Genomic DNA, 20,301 nt, shown 5'->3' on the forward strand with positions numbered 1-20,301 from the left:
ATGTAGGCAACGAAGCAATTGACTATTTAGTCCTCATAAATGCCATTCATGGAGTTAATCAGAGGTTCCCTGGATATATCCCATTGGGTATGCGTTGAAAAAATAATCCTTTCACCGCTAAGCGAACCATTCGATGCCGAAACTTTAGCAATCCTGCCCCTTAACCAAGGACTCCCCTTGTAGCGCCTCGCGCCGATACCGTGCAAAACCCGCCGGCATGTGTACCAGTAAGATCATGGCATAAGCCAGAAACCCACCGGCGATCCAATATCCCCATTCAGACTCACTGGGATAAAAAAGAAACATGGTAATGGCCAACAGCATCATAAACGCACCGGGAAGAAAGACCAGAAACAGAGTTTCTCTAGGATTGGCCTTACCGGCAGCGGCGACAACAAATTGATGGTATTCCTCTTCTCCCACACTACGGACCAGCCATAGGCGCAGACTGTTAGACACAGACAACATCAGAGATGTCACCAATAGCATCACCGCAGCGGGCTGTGAAATATAGGGCACTAAACACAAGGATAAGGACATTAAAGCGAAGGGCCATTTGCCTTTTCGCATTAGGGCGTTAGCCTCCAGTTTCATATTGGGAGTTAAAATGAAGGTTGTCCCGATATCGCCGATACGGGCAACCAAAATTAAAATAGCCAGTAAATGCTGGTAGTCATGGGTAGGCAGTGAACTCATACAACCACCTCTTCAGTCAGTGGGCCAATTGGCCGGAAAAATGAAATGGGTAATGGCACCCGTTGCTGAATTACATCTTGAGAAAGCACTGTTTCGGGTTCTGACGATTCGACTTACAAAGACGACTACGCGGGTGCACAGGTTCACCCAGCTTCTTTTCATTCTAATCGGTTTTACCATTTTATCCATACGCGTTCCGGGTAAATTATTGCGATTTGTCGGTATTTAGTGCAATTTCAAGCACTTTGCACCTCACCTTTATTTAACCCATACACTATCTGTTCCAGGAAATAGACTCACAATATTGACAATAACTATACGTCGTATATTATTATACTTCGTATACTTTAAAGGTGTTGAAATGACCCAGGACCGGCGCAGTCGCAAAAAACAGCAAACCCAGGCCCTTATAGTCAGCGTGGCCATGGACTTATTCCGTAAACACGGGATAGACACCACCACCATGGAGCAAATTGCAGATCGGAGCGATATTGCCAAGGCTACGCTGTATAAATACTTTCCTGTGAAAGAATCCATTATTGCCCGGTATTGGCAACTGACAACGCAGGAGATGTCCCGATCTCTGGAACAATTGCTGGAGCAACACCCCGATAGCCGTAACCGTTTACGCACACTATTAATTCAATCCATGAATGCGGTACTGGATAACCCGGAGCTATACAAAATCTATATTGCCTACCGTATGCAACACATTCACAACCCGGAGATTAACCAATCCCTTCGCAGTGGCAATGACAAGTTGTTTGCACAAATTATTGAGGCAGGTCAAAAAAACGGTGAGATTCGCAACGATATTCCCCAAGGCATTTTGGTCGCCGATATCGGACTTAAGTTTTTCATGCAAACCGTCATCTGGATGTACCACCCGGAAGACTTTTCCGCTGAAAGTATCAGCGACACCATTGTGGAGCTGTTCCTGAATGGGGCGGCGAAAAGAAAATGAATCCCACCATGACAAAACAGAACTCAGGCAACACCACAAGCGAATTTTTGCCCTGGGATGCAGTGCTTACCCAAGACAAAGCTCAAAGCGGCGGTAAAGGTTGGAACCTGGCATTGTTACATCACTTTGGCTTCAATGTCCCAAACGGTGGCGTTGTACCTGTTAGCGTGTACCAGCAGTTTTTACAACACAACAGCCTGCAAAACGCGCTTTACACTGAGGCATCGAAGATCACTCTGAACAATGTGCTGGATCACAGCAGCGCACACCAGCTGGAACAATTGCGACAACAGATACTGACAGGTTGGTTTCCACCACTATTTACCGAGCAACTCCAACGCGTTTTGCAACAACAGCAATTGCAGCATAAAGCATTGGCCGTACGTTCCTCAGCATCTGCAGAAGACTCGGACTCCGCCAGCTTTGCCGGGATACATCAATCTTTTCTCAATGTCAGTGGTATTGACGTGGTGATAGATAAAATCAAACAATGCTATGCCTCTTTGTGGACGGTTCAAGCGGTGGCTTATCGTCGCAAGATGGGATTCGATGATCAACAAGTATTACCTGCCGTGGTCATTATGGAATTGGTTTCAGCAGACGCCGCCGGCGTGGCATTTAGTTGCGACCCCGGAACCGGACGGGAGGATATCTATGTAGTCAGCGCCAATTTCGGCCTGGGGGAATCCGTGGTTAACGGTGCTGAGGATGTGGACTGTTATTTTATAGAAAACCAGGGCTTTACCACTCAAAGCCAATGGACAGGTAAAAAAACCACTAAAACCGTGCCCTCGCTTCTCGGTGGCACCGAAACTCACACGCAAACCGTAGCCCAACAGGCTGTACTCAACGAAACCCAAAGATCACGTCTCGCCATGTTGGTACAACGCATCCATGATGCCATTGGCAATACAGAACAACACCAGGACATAGAATGGGCCATGGCAAACGATGAATTCTTTATCTTACAAGCCCGGCCCGTGACCCGACTGCCGGTCTTAAGACCCGCTCGATTCAACCAAAAGTCCGTTTGGTCCAATGCCAACTACCGTGATGTTATTCCCATGGCGCAAACGCTTATGCAGCAACATACCTTATTAGCCATTATTAACCAGACCATACTGATGCCTTTGCGCCTGGTAGGATACCCAATCCCCCAGGGTTTGAGCGTCAACAAATTGTACCAGGGAAGAGCTTATTTCAACCTGAGCTTGTATCAATGGTTGCTCTACGACATCTTTGGGACAGAACCGGAGTTGGTCAATCTTTTAGCCGGTGGGCATCAAGCGGAAATTGAGGTTCCACCCGGCTCACCGTTTAAGGGCAAAGCAGGTATAAAACGTATCCTACGCATTTTGAAAAACATGCGTATCATGAACAAAACTACGAAGAACCGTCAACAGGCATTTGATCGGTGCCTGAGCTTCTGCCGTGAGGTGGAACAAACTCAATTGCTTAATCTGAGTGACGCTGAACTGCTGCTACAGTTGCAACGCTTACGTAGTCTCTATATGGAATACGGTCCCATGTATATGATACTCAATGCCAACGTGGGCCCTTTACTCATGGCCATTAACACACTGAACCGGCTGTTTCCGCAGCGCGGCCTCAGTATGGCCAATGCCTTAATGGCCGGACGTGGTCGTATCACCAGTGCCGACCAGGGCTACAAGTTATTGCAATTGGCCGCTATAGCGAAAGACGATCCGAACGCTTTGCCTTTTCTCTCAAAACAGGATTTTAACCAAAATCACTGGCAAGAATTACCGGATCATTCACCATTTAAACGAGCTTTTGCGCAATACATGCAGGAATACGGTCACCGCGGCGTTTATGAACTGGATACCACCCAAGCCCGGTGGCGGGAAGACCCTGGTTACCTACTGCAAAACATTACCTCTTTTTTAAAGGTTAATTTGCACGATCAAAAAAACAAACAACAACAAACTTATGATGCTGCTTTACAACAATTAAAGAGCAAAACAGGAGTCGTACGCAGAAAATTTCTGTTGGGATTGATCGACAAAGGGGTGGTTGCCGCCGAGTTAAGGGAATGGGCCAAATCCGTCTTTGTACACCTGTGCTCTACGGAACGCCTGCTTTTGCTGGAATGCGGCCGTCGTTTTAGCCAAGTCGGCATATTGGAGCAATCGCAAGATATATTTCACACCAGTCCGGCAGAAATGTATTCTCTGTTACTGCACCACTGGGACGGTAATATGCTGAAGGCATTGGTCCAAACACGCAAAGTCAAATGGCAGAAACAACAGGCCCAAGCGGCCCCGGATTTGATTGTGGATGACGAGGCACAGTTTACTGCAGCCAAACCCACTGAAGACGGAAAATCACTGCAGGGTATCGCTGTCTCCTCCGGCGTGTTCCAGGGTAAGGCGGTTAAGCTTACCAAGCCCGACCCCAGCGCCTTACTTGGGAATAACAGCATACTGATTGCTCCGTCTACCGATCCGTCCTGGACACCCCTGTTCCTTAAGACCGGCGCCCTGGCTCTGGAAACCGGTGGCTACACCTCCCACGGTTCTATTGTGGCGAGGGAATACGGCATACCGGCTGTGGTCAATGTGGCGGGACTACTACATTGGTGTGAAGAAGGTGAAGAACTGATCGTAGATGGGGATTTGGGGAGAATCAGCAAGTAGCGTTTCCAAATGAAAAAATAAACCGGAGACAACGTTGTCTCCGGTTAGGTTTGCCCGATACTATGGACATTTTGGAGGGTCTAGCTAAAAATGGGTTCTATGATTTCCTTTGCTCGTTTTAAACCAAGAAAATTAGCCACATTACGAATACACTCTTCCTCAAACAGCTTGGCATTTTCCTGCGGTGGATAGCCGGCAGCCACTTTCTCCACGATGGTTCTGCCTTTTTCCCCAAGGATATCAGCCATGGTTGCAGAGACAGCCTGAATCAATTCCTGGCCGCTGAGAACCCAAGGCGCCACCGCTTCATCCCGCTCATGTTTTAAGGTTGAAATAACTTCGTTAACATCCGGCATAGATGCTTGTTGTTCCAATTCCTTTTCATTGGCCCGAACAAACATCGCTGTACCAATAGTGGTATGAAACAAGGTCTTAACGGCATCCAAGCCGGTTTGTTTATCGAAACGGCAACCTATTAATTTGCCATGATCGAAAAACAACATCCCTATGTGAATGATCGCCTCGTCCCTGTAATAAGCGTAGAGTTTACCGGTCTCCTGCTTGTCACGTGCATCGACCATTAGGTTTAAGAATTTCGGTGGAACAGACACCGCTGCCATACTCATAATAATGACTCCACAAAGTTAAACAAATTCTTTCAACTGCTGCCTATACTGCCACATGCGCGATTTTGTTGACGCCTATACCGATGAAAATCAATCCGGCATAAATGAACAATTCAAACACCAGTTCAGCACCAAACTCGCTGATAAAACCCACTAACTCGTTAAGACCGTTGGTGGCAATACCCAGTGTGATGGCAATGACACCAAACAGTATTTTGCCGAATCCGGCGCCGATCATACCGCCTTTCAGGCCGTTGTAGACTTTTACCACCAAAGCGGAAATCACCAAACCCAGTACAACTCCACCCATTTCCAGCATAGGAAACCAAGCCGGTACTTCTTCGCCTTCTTCACCGGCCAACACCAAAGAAACGGGAGCCAACAACAGGACCAACGCATAAAACCATTTAGACAAACCACTCATGACATCACCTCTAACAAGCACAATATGAAAATTCCTAATTACAACCCATCACTCTTAGAACTCCATCCCAAGGTTTAGCTTCAATACACCATCCACAGCGGCTTCGCTCAAACCCACCATATAACCTAACTGGTACGCCACCCCCGCCTCACCCAGAGGCAGTTCTCCAAACAGTACCGGACCGGCATAATGTTCCTTGGCCACGTCGTTCATTTCACCAAAGAGCTCCAATCCTGCAGAAAACCCATCCAGTGCATGTTTGTACTGAATACCGTAAGAAAACTCCGTTTCGCCCGTAGAGTTACTCCCCACTTGTCTCTCATAAACAGCATTGACCAATACTGAAGAGGCATAGGAGGATTCGTTTTCCTCTTTTTCTTGTCCGTTGCCGGCCACGCCGTAACCGCGCATGAGATACATACCCAAGGAAACTGTATCAGCCGCCAAATCCTCCTGAGCCAATCCATACCCCAGAACCACCGCACTGCTAAACCCTTCACTGCCCTCTTGTTCAGTGAGTCCGCGAATAAATTCCAGCTCCACCATCTCAGTTTCCATCGACATTCCCTTGGGTTGTTCGTTTTCCAAGGTGAACTCCATACGCCAGTTTTCGCTAAAATGCCATTCAAGCGCCGCCTCCAGGTTTTGACTGCCTTTCTCCAACGCTTCTCCCGCCATCACTCGGGCATAACGCAGCTCAACACCAGTCTCGCCTTCCTCAATCATTGGGGAAAACACACTAAAACCAAAGCAGGCAGTGCTCGCCATTCCCAGCACTGTTGCGCAAACCAAGGAAAACCCTTTCTTGTTCATTTTTTCCACCTTCAAATATACGTACCATCTCTACACCTTTTGCATCGTCCATGCGTAAACATTGATTAGCCATTCCAACATAATTTAAGTATTTCTTAATATACTAATAATAACCCAGTAACTTGATAAACAATTCACTTAACGGGCAATCAAAACCAACCGGGATCTCCAACTTCACACTGAATCGACATAGCCTATACTGAATGAGATAACGCTTTTAGTGATGTTCATGCATTTCGAATTTTAAGCTCATTTCGTAATCAAAATTCAAAAACACGGCATTTATTGCTCATCTAGCAATCATCGTAAGGATACGAGTCGCGCTGTACCCGCTTAGTCCGTACGCCGCCGATAACCAGGGAGGAAACATGAAGAAATATTTACTCATTGTTGCAGTCTATTTGTTAGCCATTACCAGCTCACCGGCATGGTCTGATCGCTTGTACATGCTAAGCCAACCCAGCGACTATATTGGCCAGGGCTTGACCACAGATATCAGCTCGGAAACACATTCATTTGCTGCATCGGTGAATTTTGATGCAGGCGTAAGCGTTTCCATCAATGGTACGGCATTCTGGAATCTGGACTTTGCCGCTGCGGGTTCTGTGCAACTGACCCCCGGAAATTACGAAAACGCCACCCGCTTTCCTTTTCAAAGCCTCACCGATCCCGGCTTGGCCGTGGGCGGTAACGGCCGAGGATGCAACACCCTCACCGGTCGATTTACGGTGCTCGAGGTGGTCTACAACCCGGATAATACCGTGGCCCAATTTGCCGCGGATTTTGAACAACACTGCGAAGGTTTGGATCCGGCATTATTTGGCGCCATTCGGATCAACAGCCAGATACCGATCAATGTAACTATTCCGGAAGTTACTGCAGTTGCAGGCAGTGACCGTAGCACCCTGGAAAATAAACTGATTCAATTGGACGGCTCCGGTTCTCACAGTAATGACGGCAGTTTAATCGTCAGTTACCTATGGACCCAACTCGCTGGAACTCCCGTCACCATCACCAATGCAGATACTCCATTAGCTTCGTTCACTACACCCACGGTCCCCTTGGGTGGCGACACCTTGGTCATCCAATTGGAAACCCTAAGCAGCAGCGGAGCCGGCGCCACGGATGAGGTCATGATTCAGGTGCTAAGCAAAAGCGATCCATTAACGTATATTCGCATGGACAGTGAACCGGGTGATTATATTGGCCAAGGAATTTCCTATTTTTTCAGCCCCAATGAAGGCGTCATCAGCACCTCATCCACTGACCCGGATGTACTTAATGTAAGTTTTAGTGGAAACCATTATTGGTCTTTTGGTTTTGCGGCACCGGATGGCACCGGGTTAAATGCAGGAACCTATTTGGATGCGACCCGTTATCCTTTTCATGGAACCGGAGCAGGGCTGAGCGTGAGCGGAGCCGGACGTGGTTGCAACACACTCACCGGTAACTTTACTGTTAGGTATATAAGCCGTGACACCACCGGCGTCAATTCCTTTGCCGGCGATTTTGAGCAACACTGCGAGGGAGGCCCGTCCGCTCTCAGGGGAGAGGTGGTTTACCAATTTCTCGACCCGAGCATACCGGTTGCCAATGCCGGAGCAGATCAGCAAGTGCCCGGCGGCGAGTCGGTTCAACTGGATGCACTGGCCTCTGTTGATAACGACGGTACCCTGGTGGCTTATCAATGGGAGCAGGTCAGCGGAACACCTGTAGACTTTCAACCCGTGGACAGCGTAGTGACCGCATTCACTGCGCCACCATTACCGGTTGGAACCACGGAGGAATTGGTCTTTAAGGTCACGGTTACCGATGATCAGGGATTCATGGCGGAAGATACCGTGTCTGTATTGGTTACCGGAGTCGGACTAACGCCCAACTATTGTAGCGCCTATGGCATTAATACCTATTTTGAATGGATCGAGAAAGTGACTGTTAACGGCTTTGTCCAACTATCGGGAGACAATGGCGGTTATGGCGATCATACCGGCGCCACCGTATTTGCCTTGGATAAAACCACAAGCAACAACCTGACACTCACGCCGGGCTACCGCTATGGGGCCTATACCGAATATTGGACAGTATGGATTGACAGCAATCAGGACGGAGAATTTTCCGCCATTGAAACTGTATTTAGCGGCACTGCCTTTGCAGCCATTAGTACCTCTATCACTCTACCCGGCGATAGCCTTAGCGGCGAAACCCGAATGCGGGTGGCGCTGCGCTATGGAAGCCAAGCCTCCGCCTGCGGGAGTTTTTATTGGGGCGAAGTGGACGACTATACCGTGCAGATTCAGTAAACCCGATTGTGTACAGAAGCGGGGGGTTCTGACTAGAGCCCCCCGTCTCCGTGTGCCATTTCCCTCCCAATACCGCATTCGCCCTATCTTTTTAGTGGCCTTAACATTTGGTTAACAAAAATTCACCCCCAAAAGTGTGACGCAGTTCACAGTTTTCCAATTATGGGATCACGGATATTGCACAGTTCTCGATAAAAACGAGAAGAGGTTCCTAATTCAGCAGTGAGGTAGTTCACATGAATACAGAGGCAGTATCATCAGAGGTCTACGATTGCAGCTCTTACGAATTTACCGCAGAACTGGACGACTTGGCCATTTCGCCCGTACCAAATCTGCAGGAGCTCCACTACCAGAACCCGTTTGTTAAGAAGGAAGCTGACGCAGATGGATATCTTCAGTCCGTACTGGCTGACAACTATCAATGGGGGAAATACGTTTTAACGCTGGTGGTAGGATCCATTGTGGTTTTAGCGGCGGTTCCCAGCAAGCCCGCTAAAGTGCAAAAAATGGAAATGCCGGCAATGGCCATTCACGGCAATTCTGCCACGCTGAGTAAGTAATTTTCGGAATTTGTTGATTCGGTAGCGTTTGTTTAAATAATTCTACTGAATAGCCTTGGCTTTGGCAGAGCGGCGACTGTTAAAGTAATCGTACATGACTCGATAAGCCTTGGTGAGCTCCTCTTTATCCTCCAGAGAAAGTTTGGCCGGCCTGTTTTTCAGGGCCGGGATTTTTATTTGCGCGCCCGCCTCCAGCAAGTTGGGATTATTGATTTCATCGCGATTAAAAGAATATATATAAGGCCAGAGGTAAGGATCACCATAATATTTTTGGGCCAACCCCCACAAACTGGCATCTCTGAAAATATTGGATTCAGACGCATCAAAAGCTCCGCCTGCCAACACAACAGTATCAATCACCCGGACTGTTTCGATCACCTGAGTCTGCTGTTCCATGGGTTGTGGTAACTCAGGAACCATAGGCTCAGCTTCAGTATAAAAGGGTTCGATTTCGATGAGCGTTTCATCCACCACTTCGGTACTTGGTACACTATCCTGCGTCTTCCAAGGTATGGCTGCAAAAATGAGTAAGGCAGTAAAAACAGCCAGCAACGAGCGGTTGGTCCAAGGCGATTCCCATGGACGCTTGGCCCTGCCCTGGTCTTGCATCGTGGGTTCCTGTTGAGCCATGGTTTAAACCGGGCCTGATTATGGTTTGCGTTAAAATATGAGGCACAAATGAGTTTCATACTCTATATCGCAGAACCAGGATGCTTTTTGATAGACTAAATTGGAAAATGTGACCGCCTCGACACATTCCTCCTCGACCCATTCTCGCTTTGATCCTATTGATACATACGCCACTCCAGCGCGATGGAATAAGCACCGGAACCATACTCACTTTGAGGGAACCCCGATTGTGCCCGTCTGCCTCCAGGCAATGCTATTGAAAAAGCCAATTCGGATTCATTATCCAGGGAGTAAACCGAGTTGGCGGACAGTAAATAGGAGTGATCATCCCGATTAACCAGAACCATCAATTGCCCCAACAGCAGCGGCATAAATTCGTAGGAAACTCCCACAGCCGCATAACGCCGGGCCAGATACACAGTGTCCACCACCGCGGCAGGATTGTATTGTGACACCTGACCGGCTCCATTACCGTTATAAAACAACTCCAGCCGGGCATCCAGACTGTTTTCCCAACGGTGCTCCAACCCCAAGGACACACGGGTAAATCGCTCGGTTTCGTGTCTACGCAGTTGCGCTTCTGCTCGCAGCCCCAGCCACTGAAACGCCTCTGCTGAAACCGAGCCTGCCACCAGTTCATCACCCCGCACCGAACCGCCGATAAAGCCCCATTCCGCGGTTCCTCTTACAAAGGTCAACCGGGCCAAATGCGAACTGCGTGACCATTCTGGCGAATCCGACCACCCGGAAGACGAGGAAGTATCCGAGCGATAGGCCAACACCGAATACCAGGACAGTACCGAAAGCGGATTCACAGCATAGGTTAACTGTAATGCATCTACCCCCGGTTTGTATTCCCGATAAAACGTTTGCGCTCTGAAAGAACCGAACAAATCATTGGGAGAAAAATAAAAGGTAGTGGCCAGATTTACCGCCTGTCGACCCACGACCACATCCAAGTTGGGGTGTGACCAGCGCACGCTCATTCTATCCACGGTAGAATGGGCGTAAGCGTTATCACTGTAACTGTAATCCAGTAAGGAACTACGCTCCACATCTGCAACAGGATCTGTCCCCAGTAATGAAGCGGGAACCTGAGCATGATACATATTGAAATCAAAAGCCCAGTTTTCGCCACGATGCCCCTGAAACAATAACCGTCCGACCGCAGACAGCCCCGATTGATCTGCTGCGTTATCGCGCGCATACAAAGCGTTACCCATTACCCGCAAAGCCAACCGTACATCGGCGGACGATTGTGCATCGCGCCATTCCCACAACGCAAAGGATTGTTGTGGCATAGTGGTTATTAGCAGAACCGCAACAAAAAACTGACAAAAACCTCTATATCCAAGATACCCGCCACCAAGCCGTAATCTGCCAAGCCGAGACGTTAAACCCGTTAACACCGCCCTACTCCCGCACCTCATCCGATTCAATACGACCATCATGCAAGGTAATCAGACGTCGCGCCCTGTCCATCACTCTTTGGTCATGGGTAGAAAACAGAAACGTCACGCCGCTGTCCCGATTCAACTGTTGCATCAAGTCCAGTAACGCTTCGGCAGTCACAGAATCCACGTTTGCCGTAGGTTCGTCGGCCAAAACAATCGCCGGTTGCGTCACAATAGCGCGAGCTATGGCCACCCGCTGTTGTTGACCGCCCGACATCTCATCGGGACGTCGGTGTTCCATACCCTCCAAACCCACCTGCTTGAGTACCTGCATCACTTTTTCGTGAATCTGGCCTTTTTCCCGATTTTGCAACCGCATCACAAACTCGGCGTTTTCAAATGCAGTCATGACTGGAATGAGATTATACGCTTGAAACACAAATCCAATACGATCACGCCGTACGGTGGACAACTCCGAGCGACTGAGCTGGGCCAGATCGAGCTGTTCCAGAAACACCGATCCCGAACTGGGGCTATCCAGTCCACCAATCAAATTGAGCAACGTGGTTTTCCCCGAACCGGATGGGCCGCACAACGCGGCAAAATCCCCTCGCTCGATATTCAAAGAAACCTGATCCAGTGCTTTTACTTTCACCTTGCCCTGTACATAAACTTTGGACACTGAGTTCAGGCTGACAATATGATCGCTTGCTGACAAAGACTGTGTATCCATGGTTGTCCGTTATCGCTCAAATAGTTTTCAAACTTTCCACCGGCGGTACTCGCCCGGCACGCCAGGCCGGATAAAGCCCGGAAACCAGGGCCAGAGTGAACACCGCAGCCAAAATGGCAATGACACTTTCTTTAAATAGTCGAATTTTAAATAAGGGATCGATCAACACACCCCCGGCGACATAATCCCCATCCAAAGCGCCGGATAAATCCAGTCCCACTGTAGCCAAATAAGCATACCAGGGCGCTGTAATCACACTCCCCATAATCAGACCAATAACAGCCAGATAAAACGACTCCACCATGACCAAACGAAACAAAGTCAATGGCGACATACCTACGGCCATCATGACACCAAACTCACGTGTGCGCTCCAGCACGCTCATCAATAAGGTATTGAGAATACCGGCAGCTATCAGTAAGCCGATGAGAATTTGGCTGATGTAGTTTCCGGCTCGATCCATACCAATAAGTCCGGCCAAATCCGGTTGGCTTTGTTTCCAACTCAATACTTCTGCGCGCGCATTTTGTAGTTTGGACTTAATGGCATCGCGCATGGGCTCGGCCTGTCGTTGATCAGAGATCACCACCGCTGCTAATGTGGCCTCATCAGCAGCATAGTTCAACACCGCACGAACGCTGTCGATGGGCAATAAAGCCATGGCTCCGTCCACCTCTGTAACGCCGGTGCGAAAAATACCACTGACCCGAGCGATGGCACTGACGATCTCACCGTTGACATCTGTGGTGGTGTAGACCATTTTTTTCCCCAATTTGAGTTTGAGTTTTTCCGCCAGTTTTTGGCCAATGACAATCCCCTGACCATCCACACCTTCGAACAAACTTCCCTCCACCAGGGAGTCCAACAACAGATTGTATTGTGGCAGTTCTGTACGCGGATCGATGGCCATAAACATTCCGCCGATGTTTTTACGAGCGCTGGCGAACATTGCCTGCCCCATAATGCGTACATCCACATGGTTCACCCCGCTCAGGAACATAATGTGTTGGCGCATTTTATTCACTCCATTAATGCGCTTATCCAGTGCCGGCGCTTGTTGATATCCGGGAGGTTGGATACTGACATGCCCCAAACCCATGCGAGCTCCCGTATCAATCATTTTGGTGTAAGCGTAATCACCGGTACCGGTGAAAGTCACCGCCAACATGACACCAAAACCAATAGAAAAAGCCGTAATCAAAGTACGACGTTTGCGCCGCCAGATATTACGCCAGGCGGTTTGGCTTAGATTCATGATCGATCTCTCTTTGCTATGAAAATCGTCATTGCTGTTTCATCGATGATGTATGGCTTGAACCGGTTGGATCACAGCGGCTTTGATTGCCGGGTAGAGCACAGCAAGCACCGCCACGAGCGCCAGCACCAAAACAGGCTGCAACAAGGCTTCAGCGCTAACCTGGGCGCGAATCACCGGCTCCAGTGCAACACCGCCCCAGGAGACACCGCTGCTGAATGCAGTTAAATCTATGCCGTTGTCTTGAAAATACGCCGCCACCGGCCATCCACACACGATGGCTAATGTACCGGCGATAAATACCTGGATCAGGCTTTCTGCATAGATGAGCCGCAACAATTGCCAGGGACTTACTCCCACGGCTTTCATCACCCCGAACTCCTGAATACGTTCAAACACACTCATCAACATTGCGTTCAACACCACAGTGGCCACCGCCACATAGGTGATTAATAACATCACCAACATCTGGCTATCGGCAATTTCCAGAATATTGGCTAATACCGGCATGAGTTCGCGCCAACTTAGGGTTTCCTGTTGCGGTGCCAGGGCAAGCACACCGGCCACCGCTGCTTGCAGATCCGTGCTGCGGTCTGGACGCATCACTGCAATCTCATGTACTCCCTGAGGGAACACCATGAGCTCTCTGTAGCTGCTTTGCAGCATATACACTCCGGCACGATCCACATCATCAGCGACCGATTTAAGAATGCCTCGCACGAAGTACACATCATTGGCCATAGAACCGTCCGCAGCTTGGCCCACAAACACCACTTCATCCCCCGGCTTCACGCCCAAGGTTCGGGATAATTTCCGACCCAGCACAATCCCATTGGGCTGTGAGTCGTGCAACCACTCACCCTGCAACACATGACGATGAATCTGTGTGACCGTTTGCTCGTATTGCGGCTCAATGGCACGAAGTTGCACCCCGGCTGATGCCGTACCTACCGCCGCCAGTCCGAAACCGTACAGGCGGGAACTGGCATACAACCCTTGGCCACGAATACTTTGCAGCAGAGCTTCATGATCGGTAATGGTGCTGTATAAATCGGGATCGTCGCGATAACCGGGCCGATGGATTTGTATATCCCCCAGATTCATACTCACGGCATTACGTTCACTGTCCTGCAGCATGCCCTCCATTAAGGCGGCAAACAAAATCATGATTAAGCCTGCAAAAGCCATGGCCAGTGTAGTCACCAGGGAGCGACGCCAACTGCGAACCACATTACGTAAAGATAGCGAGAGGATATTCATTGCCGTTTGAGCCGGCTTAGGGAGAAAAAAGCATCCTGCAGGGGTATATTCAACTCCAGTTTCTTATACACCAGATGGGTGTACTCTTCGGGTTTATCCGCGGGAACCACGCGCATTTGTACCGGGATTTCCCGACCCCCGAGTTTTTGAATATCACTGAAACGGATGGTACGCGCCACCTTCATGTCTTCATCGTAGTAAAGCTGGGTGATGGGCAACAACGTTTTGGCTTGAACCGTTACCACCACTTTACCCCACACCACCGCCGCATCGGGCTTGGGCACCAGGGTAAACTCTATAACCGGCACCCCATCGCGCACGCCTTCAAAACTGATATCCGGGTTAAAATCATCTTCCATGCGCGACTCTTTCACTAAGTCATCATTGGTAAAATGACTGCCCATCCAGGAACCCATCATCATGCTGGAGGTCAGACGTACCGTGCGATTGGTTTTGGGTAAGTAACTGTAAATACTGTTACCGGATTTGAGACTGGCCGTCCCTTTTTCCTTCAGCGGCTTGAGAATGCGAACCAGGGTTTTGTCCTTGCCCTTACTCCACCCTTCCATGGTCATATTGCGGGTATAGTGGGCTGTACGTACTTCCATGGTCATGACCGTATGCGATGAATCGCCACGCCACATGTCGTCGATTTGCCGCAGGATTTGGCGGGTACGTTCCAGTGATGTCGTGTCCGCCAAGGCTGAATGGGCTCCGGCCAAAAGCAATCCCAGCAATAGAGACAAACTCAAGCATTCACGCATCACCACCCGTCCTTTCCACGAAGTCCATGAATTAAACACCAAATAAACAACTGCCAATACCAAAAAAAAACGACAAGAACTCTAATAAGTATAGTAAATACCGTGAACAGGATGATTGCCAAAAGACGCCCGATTACATTTCATCCACTTCGGGGGGAACTTGTCAGTCGTAACAAATAATCGTGTAAACTAAGGGGGTTTACAGACGAAAGACCCGATTGTCCGCAATCAGAACAATCCGGCCGTTCCTACACAGAAAATTCCAAATGAGACCACTTTCACCCGCGGTACTTTCTGTTTATATATCCATACGTCGTTAGGCAGTAACTTTACGGAAATCATCAGGTTTACGAATTTACTCAGTCTCCGATGAAAGATCAACGACGTTACTACCGGCAACAAAGCCCTTTATTTGCAAAATATCGACAAACAATTTTTTAGTTTTGCGGCGAATCCACTTACGCGAATCATAGCGGTGTGCGTACATCACAAGCCAACGCCCAGCTTATCGTTCTGGATGAGCCTCTCTGCGGATTCTACTAAAAGAAAGTGTTTGAGCTGGAAACAAAATAGCCGCATCTAATGCGGCTATTTTGCTTGGGAAAATGGTGGCTACACCGGGATTCGAACCTGGGACCCCATCATTATGAGTGATGTGCTCTAACCAGCTGAGCTATGTAGCCTTTCGTTTTTCGGAAAGGGCGCAATTTTGCTGGGAAAGCGTCATGCTGTCAAGTTTTCTATGGATCACAAATAAGAGCCTCTTAGTATTACATCTTATTAATCAATTAGTTAGCGATTTTCTCCGGTTTGGAAAAACTCGACCATCATCTGCATATAGAAGCAAACCGACAACTCTAAGCCATTTCGATGAAATTTTGACTGGATTCCTGGGTTTTAGCAGTTAAACTGTATCAATATGTTTATAATAAATTTTTTCAGTTCCTTTCTATTTCAGATCCGCGGCACCCTGGGGATGCTCCCCGAACACTACCCATTTGACCAGTACCACCCCTGCTTGAGCCAACGTAACATGCCCGTTACGAGATTCGCGTTTTCTTATCCTTTTTCAAACCCTGTTTCAAACAAAGAATTTTTACCGGCGCCTAAGATCATAAATGGGCGTCTGAAACTCGGGGATCTCTGATTAATTCTTGGATGAGCAAAAACGATTTGTTTCGCATAAATGCCATTCCTGGAATGAACCAGCGGTTCCCTCGATAAATCAGTATCTTAAAGTCATAATCCGGTGTATGCTCAAGCCTCGCAAAGCAGGCTATTGTCACGGAAAACAGTATGCGTCCATGGACGGGCGAGAGAGACTGAATAGAGCGGATTAAGACTTTGACTCAACAACAGCTGTCCGGGCCAGGGGGCGGATTTGCATGCTTTTATACTATGCACTGGGTGGTGGTTATGGTCATATAACCAGAGCCATGTCTGTGATTCATACACTGGGCATTAAAGAGGAAGTGCTGCTACTGACTTCTTTGGAACACACCCTGGAAGATACACCGTTTAAAATACTGCCGTCGAACGTCATTCCCTTGGATTGTCCTCACTACGATTTTTCTCAAAAACTCAAATTACAAGCTTTCATACAAGACATCATTGAGCATCACGACGTCAGTCAGGCTTTTGTTGACACGTTTCCCATGGGAATATTTGGTGAGCTGGATTTTCTACAGGAACATATTCCACTGACCCATATTGCTCGGATTCTGAAGTGGCAAAATTACACCAAATACATCACGGCAACACAACACCGCTTCCAAACCACCTATGTCATAGAAACGCTGCATAGTGATCACTTACATTGGCTCAACCGTCACAGCGATCACGTGTTTCCACTGCCTTTGACCCACATGAAATACAGTCATGAAAAAGTCGCTCAGGCTCTGAGTCAGGCCCTCAGAAGGGAAATATCGGAGTCATGGTTGGTGGTACACAGCGGCCCGAGACATGAAATCCACGAGCTTTTATTGTTTGTCAAAGAAGTGCAGGAAATAGAAAACGCCCGACCACCTATAGTGCTGATCTGCCCGGGCGAGTATGAAACCACCCCCGAACTGGCTAAACTGGATATATCCCAGTGCAATCTGTACCCGGCCTACCCATTGTTTCCGCTGGCCAAACGCATATTCACCGGCTGTGGATTTAACGTCATGTCGGAACTGAAAACCTGCAGCAAAAAACATCACTTCATCCCATTTGACCGGGTATTCGACGATCAACATTTTCGTGCCGCCAACTACAACAAACAATACCGCAATTCAAAGAAAACCCATAAGCCGGAAACGGCCTGAACGAATCCCACCCAATGGTTCACTATTTTTGCTGTCGGTAGCGCTTTAAACGAAAGGATTTGTACATACCGGCAGCTGTAAACACCCAAGCACAGACAAAATATGCCATGATGGCTTTCAGTTGACCTATAGCAAAGGGCTGACTGCCGTGTTGCAGCATTTTCTCAGGGTATAGAGCAAAACTCGGGGCTGCTCCAAACCCGCATAAATTCCATGCTGCCAGCGCAAAACACAAATAACCCATAGCCTGCAAATCAGCCGCCGCTTTATATGAAGTGGTTAAGGCTGATCGATATTTCATCCAGAACCAAAACGAAATAATGACACATGTGAGAATAATATACCCGCCGGTCCCGAAGTAAGCGCCGCTGATACTGCGCCCAAATGCATGTGGCACCAACACGGGGAAACTTAGCAGAAACAATGCCGTCACCACATACAAGCCTAAATTGGAAGAGCGCTTGGCGCTGAACCAAAGAGCGCTGATCACCATCAGCGCAAAACCCAAAGGGGTACCAAACGCGAATACAAAAAACAAACCCATATCCGCCGGCTTGTTTCGCATGGCTTCCAGACTGGTATTTTGCAGGGTGTCTTGCACTACATAACCCAGCTGAACACAAGCCACGGCAATGACAACCCCAATAAAAAACAACCAGGGACTTAACCGGTAGCCGTCCCAGCGATTGCCGGAGCTACCTTTTGCGGTGATTTCCCGATGGTAAACTGCATCTTCTTCGAGCGGATCCGCTTCTTCATCGTGCGCTGCAATTTCTTTGCTCATACATCCACCTTGCCTCTACTACCGATTGCTCCCGGCAACCCGCTTTACTCTTTCCCCGGCCATTGAATCCAGCCGCTATCCTTGGGAAAGCTCATCAAAACTGGCTGCGTAATGTTCCAGCTTGTTTGCCAGATGCGCCATTTGCGCTTTACTGATTCCACTGTTCATGGCCAATAGCATGTTTTGCACCACTAGACGGTTAGCTTGCAACTTGTCCTTATAAGCTTGCGGATACAACCGCTTGGCCTGTGCAAACAGTTCCATCAACTGTTTGCGCATAGCCTCAGGTTGCGCTTCGTGGTATAGGATCTGCTTCAACTGCTCTTGCCATTGCAAGCGAAACGCATACCGGTCCGCATGGATAGGTACCAATTGTGCCGCATATGTGGAAATCATCTTTTCCTGGGCTTCGGATAGATCTCCCAGCCAGTCAGAAAAATTGTCCTGCATTTTTTCGACAATTTTTTCCAGTTTTTCCTCATCACTGATAGCAATGTATTTTTCCTGGTATTCTGCATTCAGCGATTTGAGATTCTGGAACAATTCCGTTTTTTGCTCCGACGAAATCGTCAACAACAGGTCCGCGATAGGCGGGGCTGCGGCTGCCATTAACGCCTCCCACCCTTGATCAAAACCTTGAAATATTTCTTGGATTTTTTCCGCTGACAGACCGTTACTTACATCGGTGCGGGCCTTACGCAACATTTTGGAATACACGCTGAGTTGCGTACTTCTGTGCCAAGCGAGTAGACTATTGAGTTTGTTATGAAGTTTTATTTGCTGATCTTCGTCCAGGGTGACGAAATCATCAACATAAAATGGCACCACCCAGTCAAGGCGGTTGTAGATCATACTAACACCGCATGCCGAGACACTGAAACTCAGCACCAGGATCAACCATAGTGTTCGAAAGGACGGTTTCCGCATGAAATCACTCCAGCAGTGAGTGATTAATATAGCATGAGGCTGGGAAAAATTGTAACTGGGGGCATCTGGCCAATCCCCCGACACCAAATTCTTAGTTAGACGTTAAACCGAAAGTGCATCACATCACCGTCATGAGTTACATACTCCTTACCTTCCAAACGCCACTTACCGGCTTCTTTAGCACCCTGCTCTCCACCATGAGTGATAAAGTCTGAATAGGCAACAACTTCGGCACGAATAAACCCTTTTTCGAAATCCGTATGAATCACACCTGCGGCTTGTGGTGCTGTAGCCCCTACCCGAACCGTCCAGGCCCGCACCTCTTTCACGCCAGCAGTGAAATACGTATGCAAGTTCAGCAATTTATATCCTGCCCGTATGACCCGATTCAGGCCCGGTTCCTGTAACCCCAATTCGTCCAAGAATTCCTGCCTTTCATCGTCTGCCAACTCCACCAACTCCGATTCAATAGCTGCGCAAACCGGCACCACTTCCGCGTCTTCCGTTGCCGCCAGCTGTTTCACCTGTTCCAGGAAGGGATTGTTTTCAAATCCACTCTCCGCCACATTAGCAATATACAAAGTCGGTTTCACGGTCAAAAAATGAAACTCTCGCAACTGTTCCAATTCCGCCGCATCCAGCCCCAAGGTGCGCACCGGTGCCCCTTGATCCAAGTGGTCACGAATACGTTCCAGCAATTTTTGTAGTGCAATTGCCGCTTTGTCGCCGCTTTTTGCGGCTTTACTTGCTTTGATCAAGCCTTTTTCCACGGACTGTAAATCCGCCAATGCCAATTCGGTATTGATGATTTCAATATCATTGATTGGATTTACCTTCCCGGCCACATGCACCACATCGTCATCTTCAAAACAACGCACCACATGTGCTACGGCATCCGTCTCGCGAATGTTAGCCAAAAATTGATTACCCAAGCCTTCACCTTTGGAAGCCCCTGCCACCAAGCCGGCAATGTCCACAAACTCAATCGTGGTGGGTATCACTTTTTGGGGTTTGACGATTTTTGCTAATTCATCCAAGCGCGGATCAGGCACCGGCACTACCCCAACATTGGGCTCTATAGTACAGAAAGGATAATTTTCCGCTTGTATTCCGGCTTTGGTCAAAGCGTTAAACAAGGTGGATTTCCCTACATTGGGCAATCCGACAATTCCACACTTAATACCCATATTCGATCCTCATTGCAAAGC

At 48.5% G+C, this 20,301-nt stretch carries 18 protein-coding genes and 1 tRNA gene; 5 read left to right on the forward strand and 14 right to left on the reverse strand.

Annotated features, from left to right (window positions below; all coding sequences use genetic code 11):
- Positions 1–144: 144 nt before the first annotated feature.
- A complete protein-coding gene (locus tag OEY58_16035; GenBank protein MDH5326967.1) occupies positions 145–696 on the reverse strand; it encodes a hypothetical protein in 552 nt (183 codons plus the stop codon).
- 361 nt (positions 697–1,057) lie between these two features.
- Between OEY58_16035 and OEY58_16040 the strand changes: the two genes are divergently transcribed.
- Together OEY58_16040 and OEY58_16045 are read left to right on the forward strand one after the other, a co-directional pair.
- The gene (locus OEY58_16040) at positions 1,058–1,660 is read left to right on the forward strand and encodes a TetR/AcrR family transcriptional regulator (protein ID MDH5326968.1); all 603 of its coding nucleotides are present in this window, start codon (positions 1,058–1,060) and stop codon (positions 1,658–1,660) included.
- A gap of 8 nt (positions 1,661–1,668) precedes the next feature.
- The gene (locus tag OEY58_16045) at positions 1,669–4,317 is read left to right on the forward strand and encodes a PEP-utilizing enzyme (GenBank protein MDH5326969.1); all 2,649 of its coding nucleotides are present in this window, start codon (positions 1,669–1,671) and stop codon (positions 4,315–4,317) included.
- 80 nt (positions 4,318–4,397) lie between these two features.
- Here the strand turns inward: OEY58_16045 and OEY58_16050 are convergent, their stop codons facing one another.
- The 3 genes from OEY58_16050 to OEY58_16060 are packed head-to-tail and all read right to left on the reverse strand — an operon-like array spanning position 4,398 to position 6,180.
- A complete protein-coding gene (locus OEY58_16050) occupies positions 4,398–4,943 on the reverse strand; it encodes a hypothetical protein (protein MDH5326970.1) in 546 nt (181 codons plus the stop codon).
- A gap of 43 nt (positions 4,944–4,986) precedes the next feature.
- Entirely contained in the window at positions 4,987–5,367 is a 381-nt protein-coding gene (locus OEY58_16055) for a hypothetical protein (GenBank protein ID MDH5326971.1), read from the reverse strand.
- A gap of 54 nt (positions 5,368–5,421) precedes the next feature.
- Entirely contained in the window at positions 5,422–6,180 is a 759-nt protein-coding gene (locus OEY58_16060) for a hypothetical protein (GenBank protein MDH5326972.1), read from the reverse strand.
- A gap of 368 nt (positions 6,181–6,548) precedes the next feature.
- Here OEY58_16060 and OEY58_16065 point away from each other — a divergent pair, with 368 nt between their 5' ends.
- Together OEY58_16065 and OEY58_16070 are read left to right on the forward strand one after the other, a co-directional pair.
- Positions 6,549–8,480 (forward strand): GEVED domain-containing protein, encoded by a 1,932-nt coding sequence (locus OEY58_16065; GenBank protein ID MDH5326973.1) that lies wholly within the window; start codon positions 6,549–6,551, stop codon positions 8,478–8,480.
- Between the two features lie 236 nt (positions 8,481–8,716).
- Positions 8,717–9,040, forward strand: a complete 324-nt coding sequence (locus OEY58_16070) for a hypothetical protein (protein ID MDH5326974.1) — start codon at positions 8,717–8,719, stop codon at positions 9,038–9,040.
- 42 nt (positions 9,041–9,082) lie between these two features.
- Here the strand turns inward: OEY58_16070 and OEY58_16075 are convergent, their stop codons facing one another.
- The 7 genes from OEY58_16075 to OEY58_16105 form a co-directional block, all read right to left on the reverse strand.
- The gene (locus tag OEY58_16075; protein ID MDH5326975.1) at positions 9,083–9,670 is read right to left on the reverse strand and encodes a hypothetical protein; all 588 of its coding nucleotides are present in this window, start codon (positions 9,668–9,670) and stop codon (positions 9,083–9,085) included.
- 155 nt (positions 9,671–9,825) lie between these two features.
- On the reverse strand, positions 9,826–10,971 hold the full coding sequence (locus OEY58_16080) for a hypothetical protein (GenBank protein ID MDH5326976.1): 1,146 nt from the start codon (positions 10,969–10,971) through the stop codon (positions 9,826–9,828).
- 112 nt (positions 10,972–11,083) lie between these two features.
- Positions 11,084–11,797 (reverse strand): ABC transporter ATP-binding protein, encoded by a 714-nt coding sequence (locus tag OEY58_16085; GenBank protein ID MDH5326977.1) that lies wholly within the window; start codon positions 11,795–11,797, stop codon positions 11,084–11,086.
- Positions 11,798–11,813: 16 nt separating this feature from the next.
- A complete protein-coding gene (locus tag OEY58_16090) occupies positions 11,814–13,052 on the reverse strand; it encodes an FtsX-like permease family protein (GenBank protein ID MDH5326978.1) in 1,239 nt (412 codons plus the stop codon).
- Between the two features lie 39 nt (positions 13,053–13,091).
- Positions 13,092–14,312, reverse strand: coding sequence for an ABC transporter permease (locus OEY58_16095; protein ID MDH5326979.1), 1,221 nt, complete (start codon positions 14,310–14,312; stop codon positions 13,092–13,094).
- Complete coding sequence (locus OEY58_16100) at positions 14,309–15,076, reverse strand: outer membrane lipoprotein-sorting protein (GenBank protein MDH5326980.1); 768 nt, start codon at positions 15,074–15,076, stop codon at positions 14,309–14,311. The genes OEY58_16095 and OEY58_16100 overlap by 4 nt, the downstream gene beginning before the upstream one ends.
- A gap of 606 nt (positions 15,077–15,682) precedes the next feature.
- Positions 15,683–15,759, reverse strand: a tRNA-Met gene (locus tag OEY58_16105).
- A gap of 702 nt (positions 15,760–16,461) precedes the next feature.
- Here OEY58_16105 and OEY58_16110 point away from each other — a divergent pair.
- Positions 16,462–17,382 (forward strand): hypothetical protein, encoded by a 921-nt coding sequence (locus tag OEY58_16110; GenBank protein MDH5326981.1) that lies wholly within the window; start codon positions 16,462–16,464, stop codon positions 17,380–17,382.
- 22 nt (positions 17,383–17,404) lie between these two features.
- On the opposite strand, the gene OEY58_16115 is transcribed toward OEY58_16110, so the two are convergent.
- The 3 genes from OEY58_16115 to ychF all read right to left on the reverse strand — a co-directional run bounded on the left by OEY58_16115 (position 17,405) and on the right by ychF (position 20,280).
- Entirely contained in the window at positions 17,405–18,166 is a 762-nt protein-coding gene (locus OEY58_16115; protein MDH5326982.1) for a hypothetical protein, read from the reverse strand.
- A gap of 75 nt (positions 18,167–18,241) precedes the next feature.
- The gene (locus tag OEY58_16120) at positions 18,242–19,093 is read right to left on the reverse strand and encodes a DUF6279 family lipoprotein (protein MDH5326983.1); all 852 of its coding nucleotides are present in this window, start codon (positions 19,091–19,093) and stop codon (positions 18,242–18,244) included.
- A 95-nt stretch (positions 19,094–19,188) separates the two neighbouring features.
- Entirely contained in the window at positions 19,189–20,280 is a 1,092-nt protein-coding gene (ychF, locus tag OEY58_16125; GenBank protein ID MDH5326984.1) for a redox-regulated ATPase YchF, read from the reverse strand.
- Positions 20,281–20,301 lie beyond the last annotated feature (21 nt).

This window comes from Gammaproteobacteria bacterium (assembly GCA_029882975.1).
In the GTDB taxonomy this organism is placed as follows: Bacteria; Pseudomonadota; Gammaproteobacteria; order SZUA-152; family SZUA-152; genus JAJDNG01.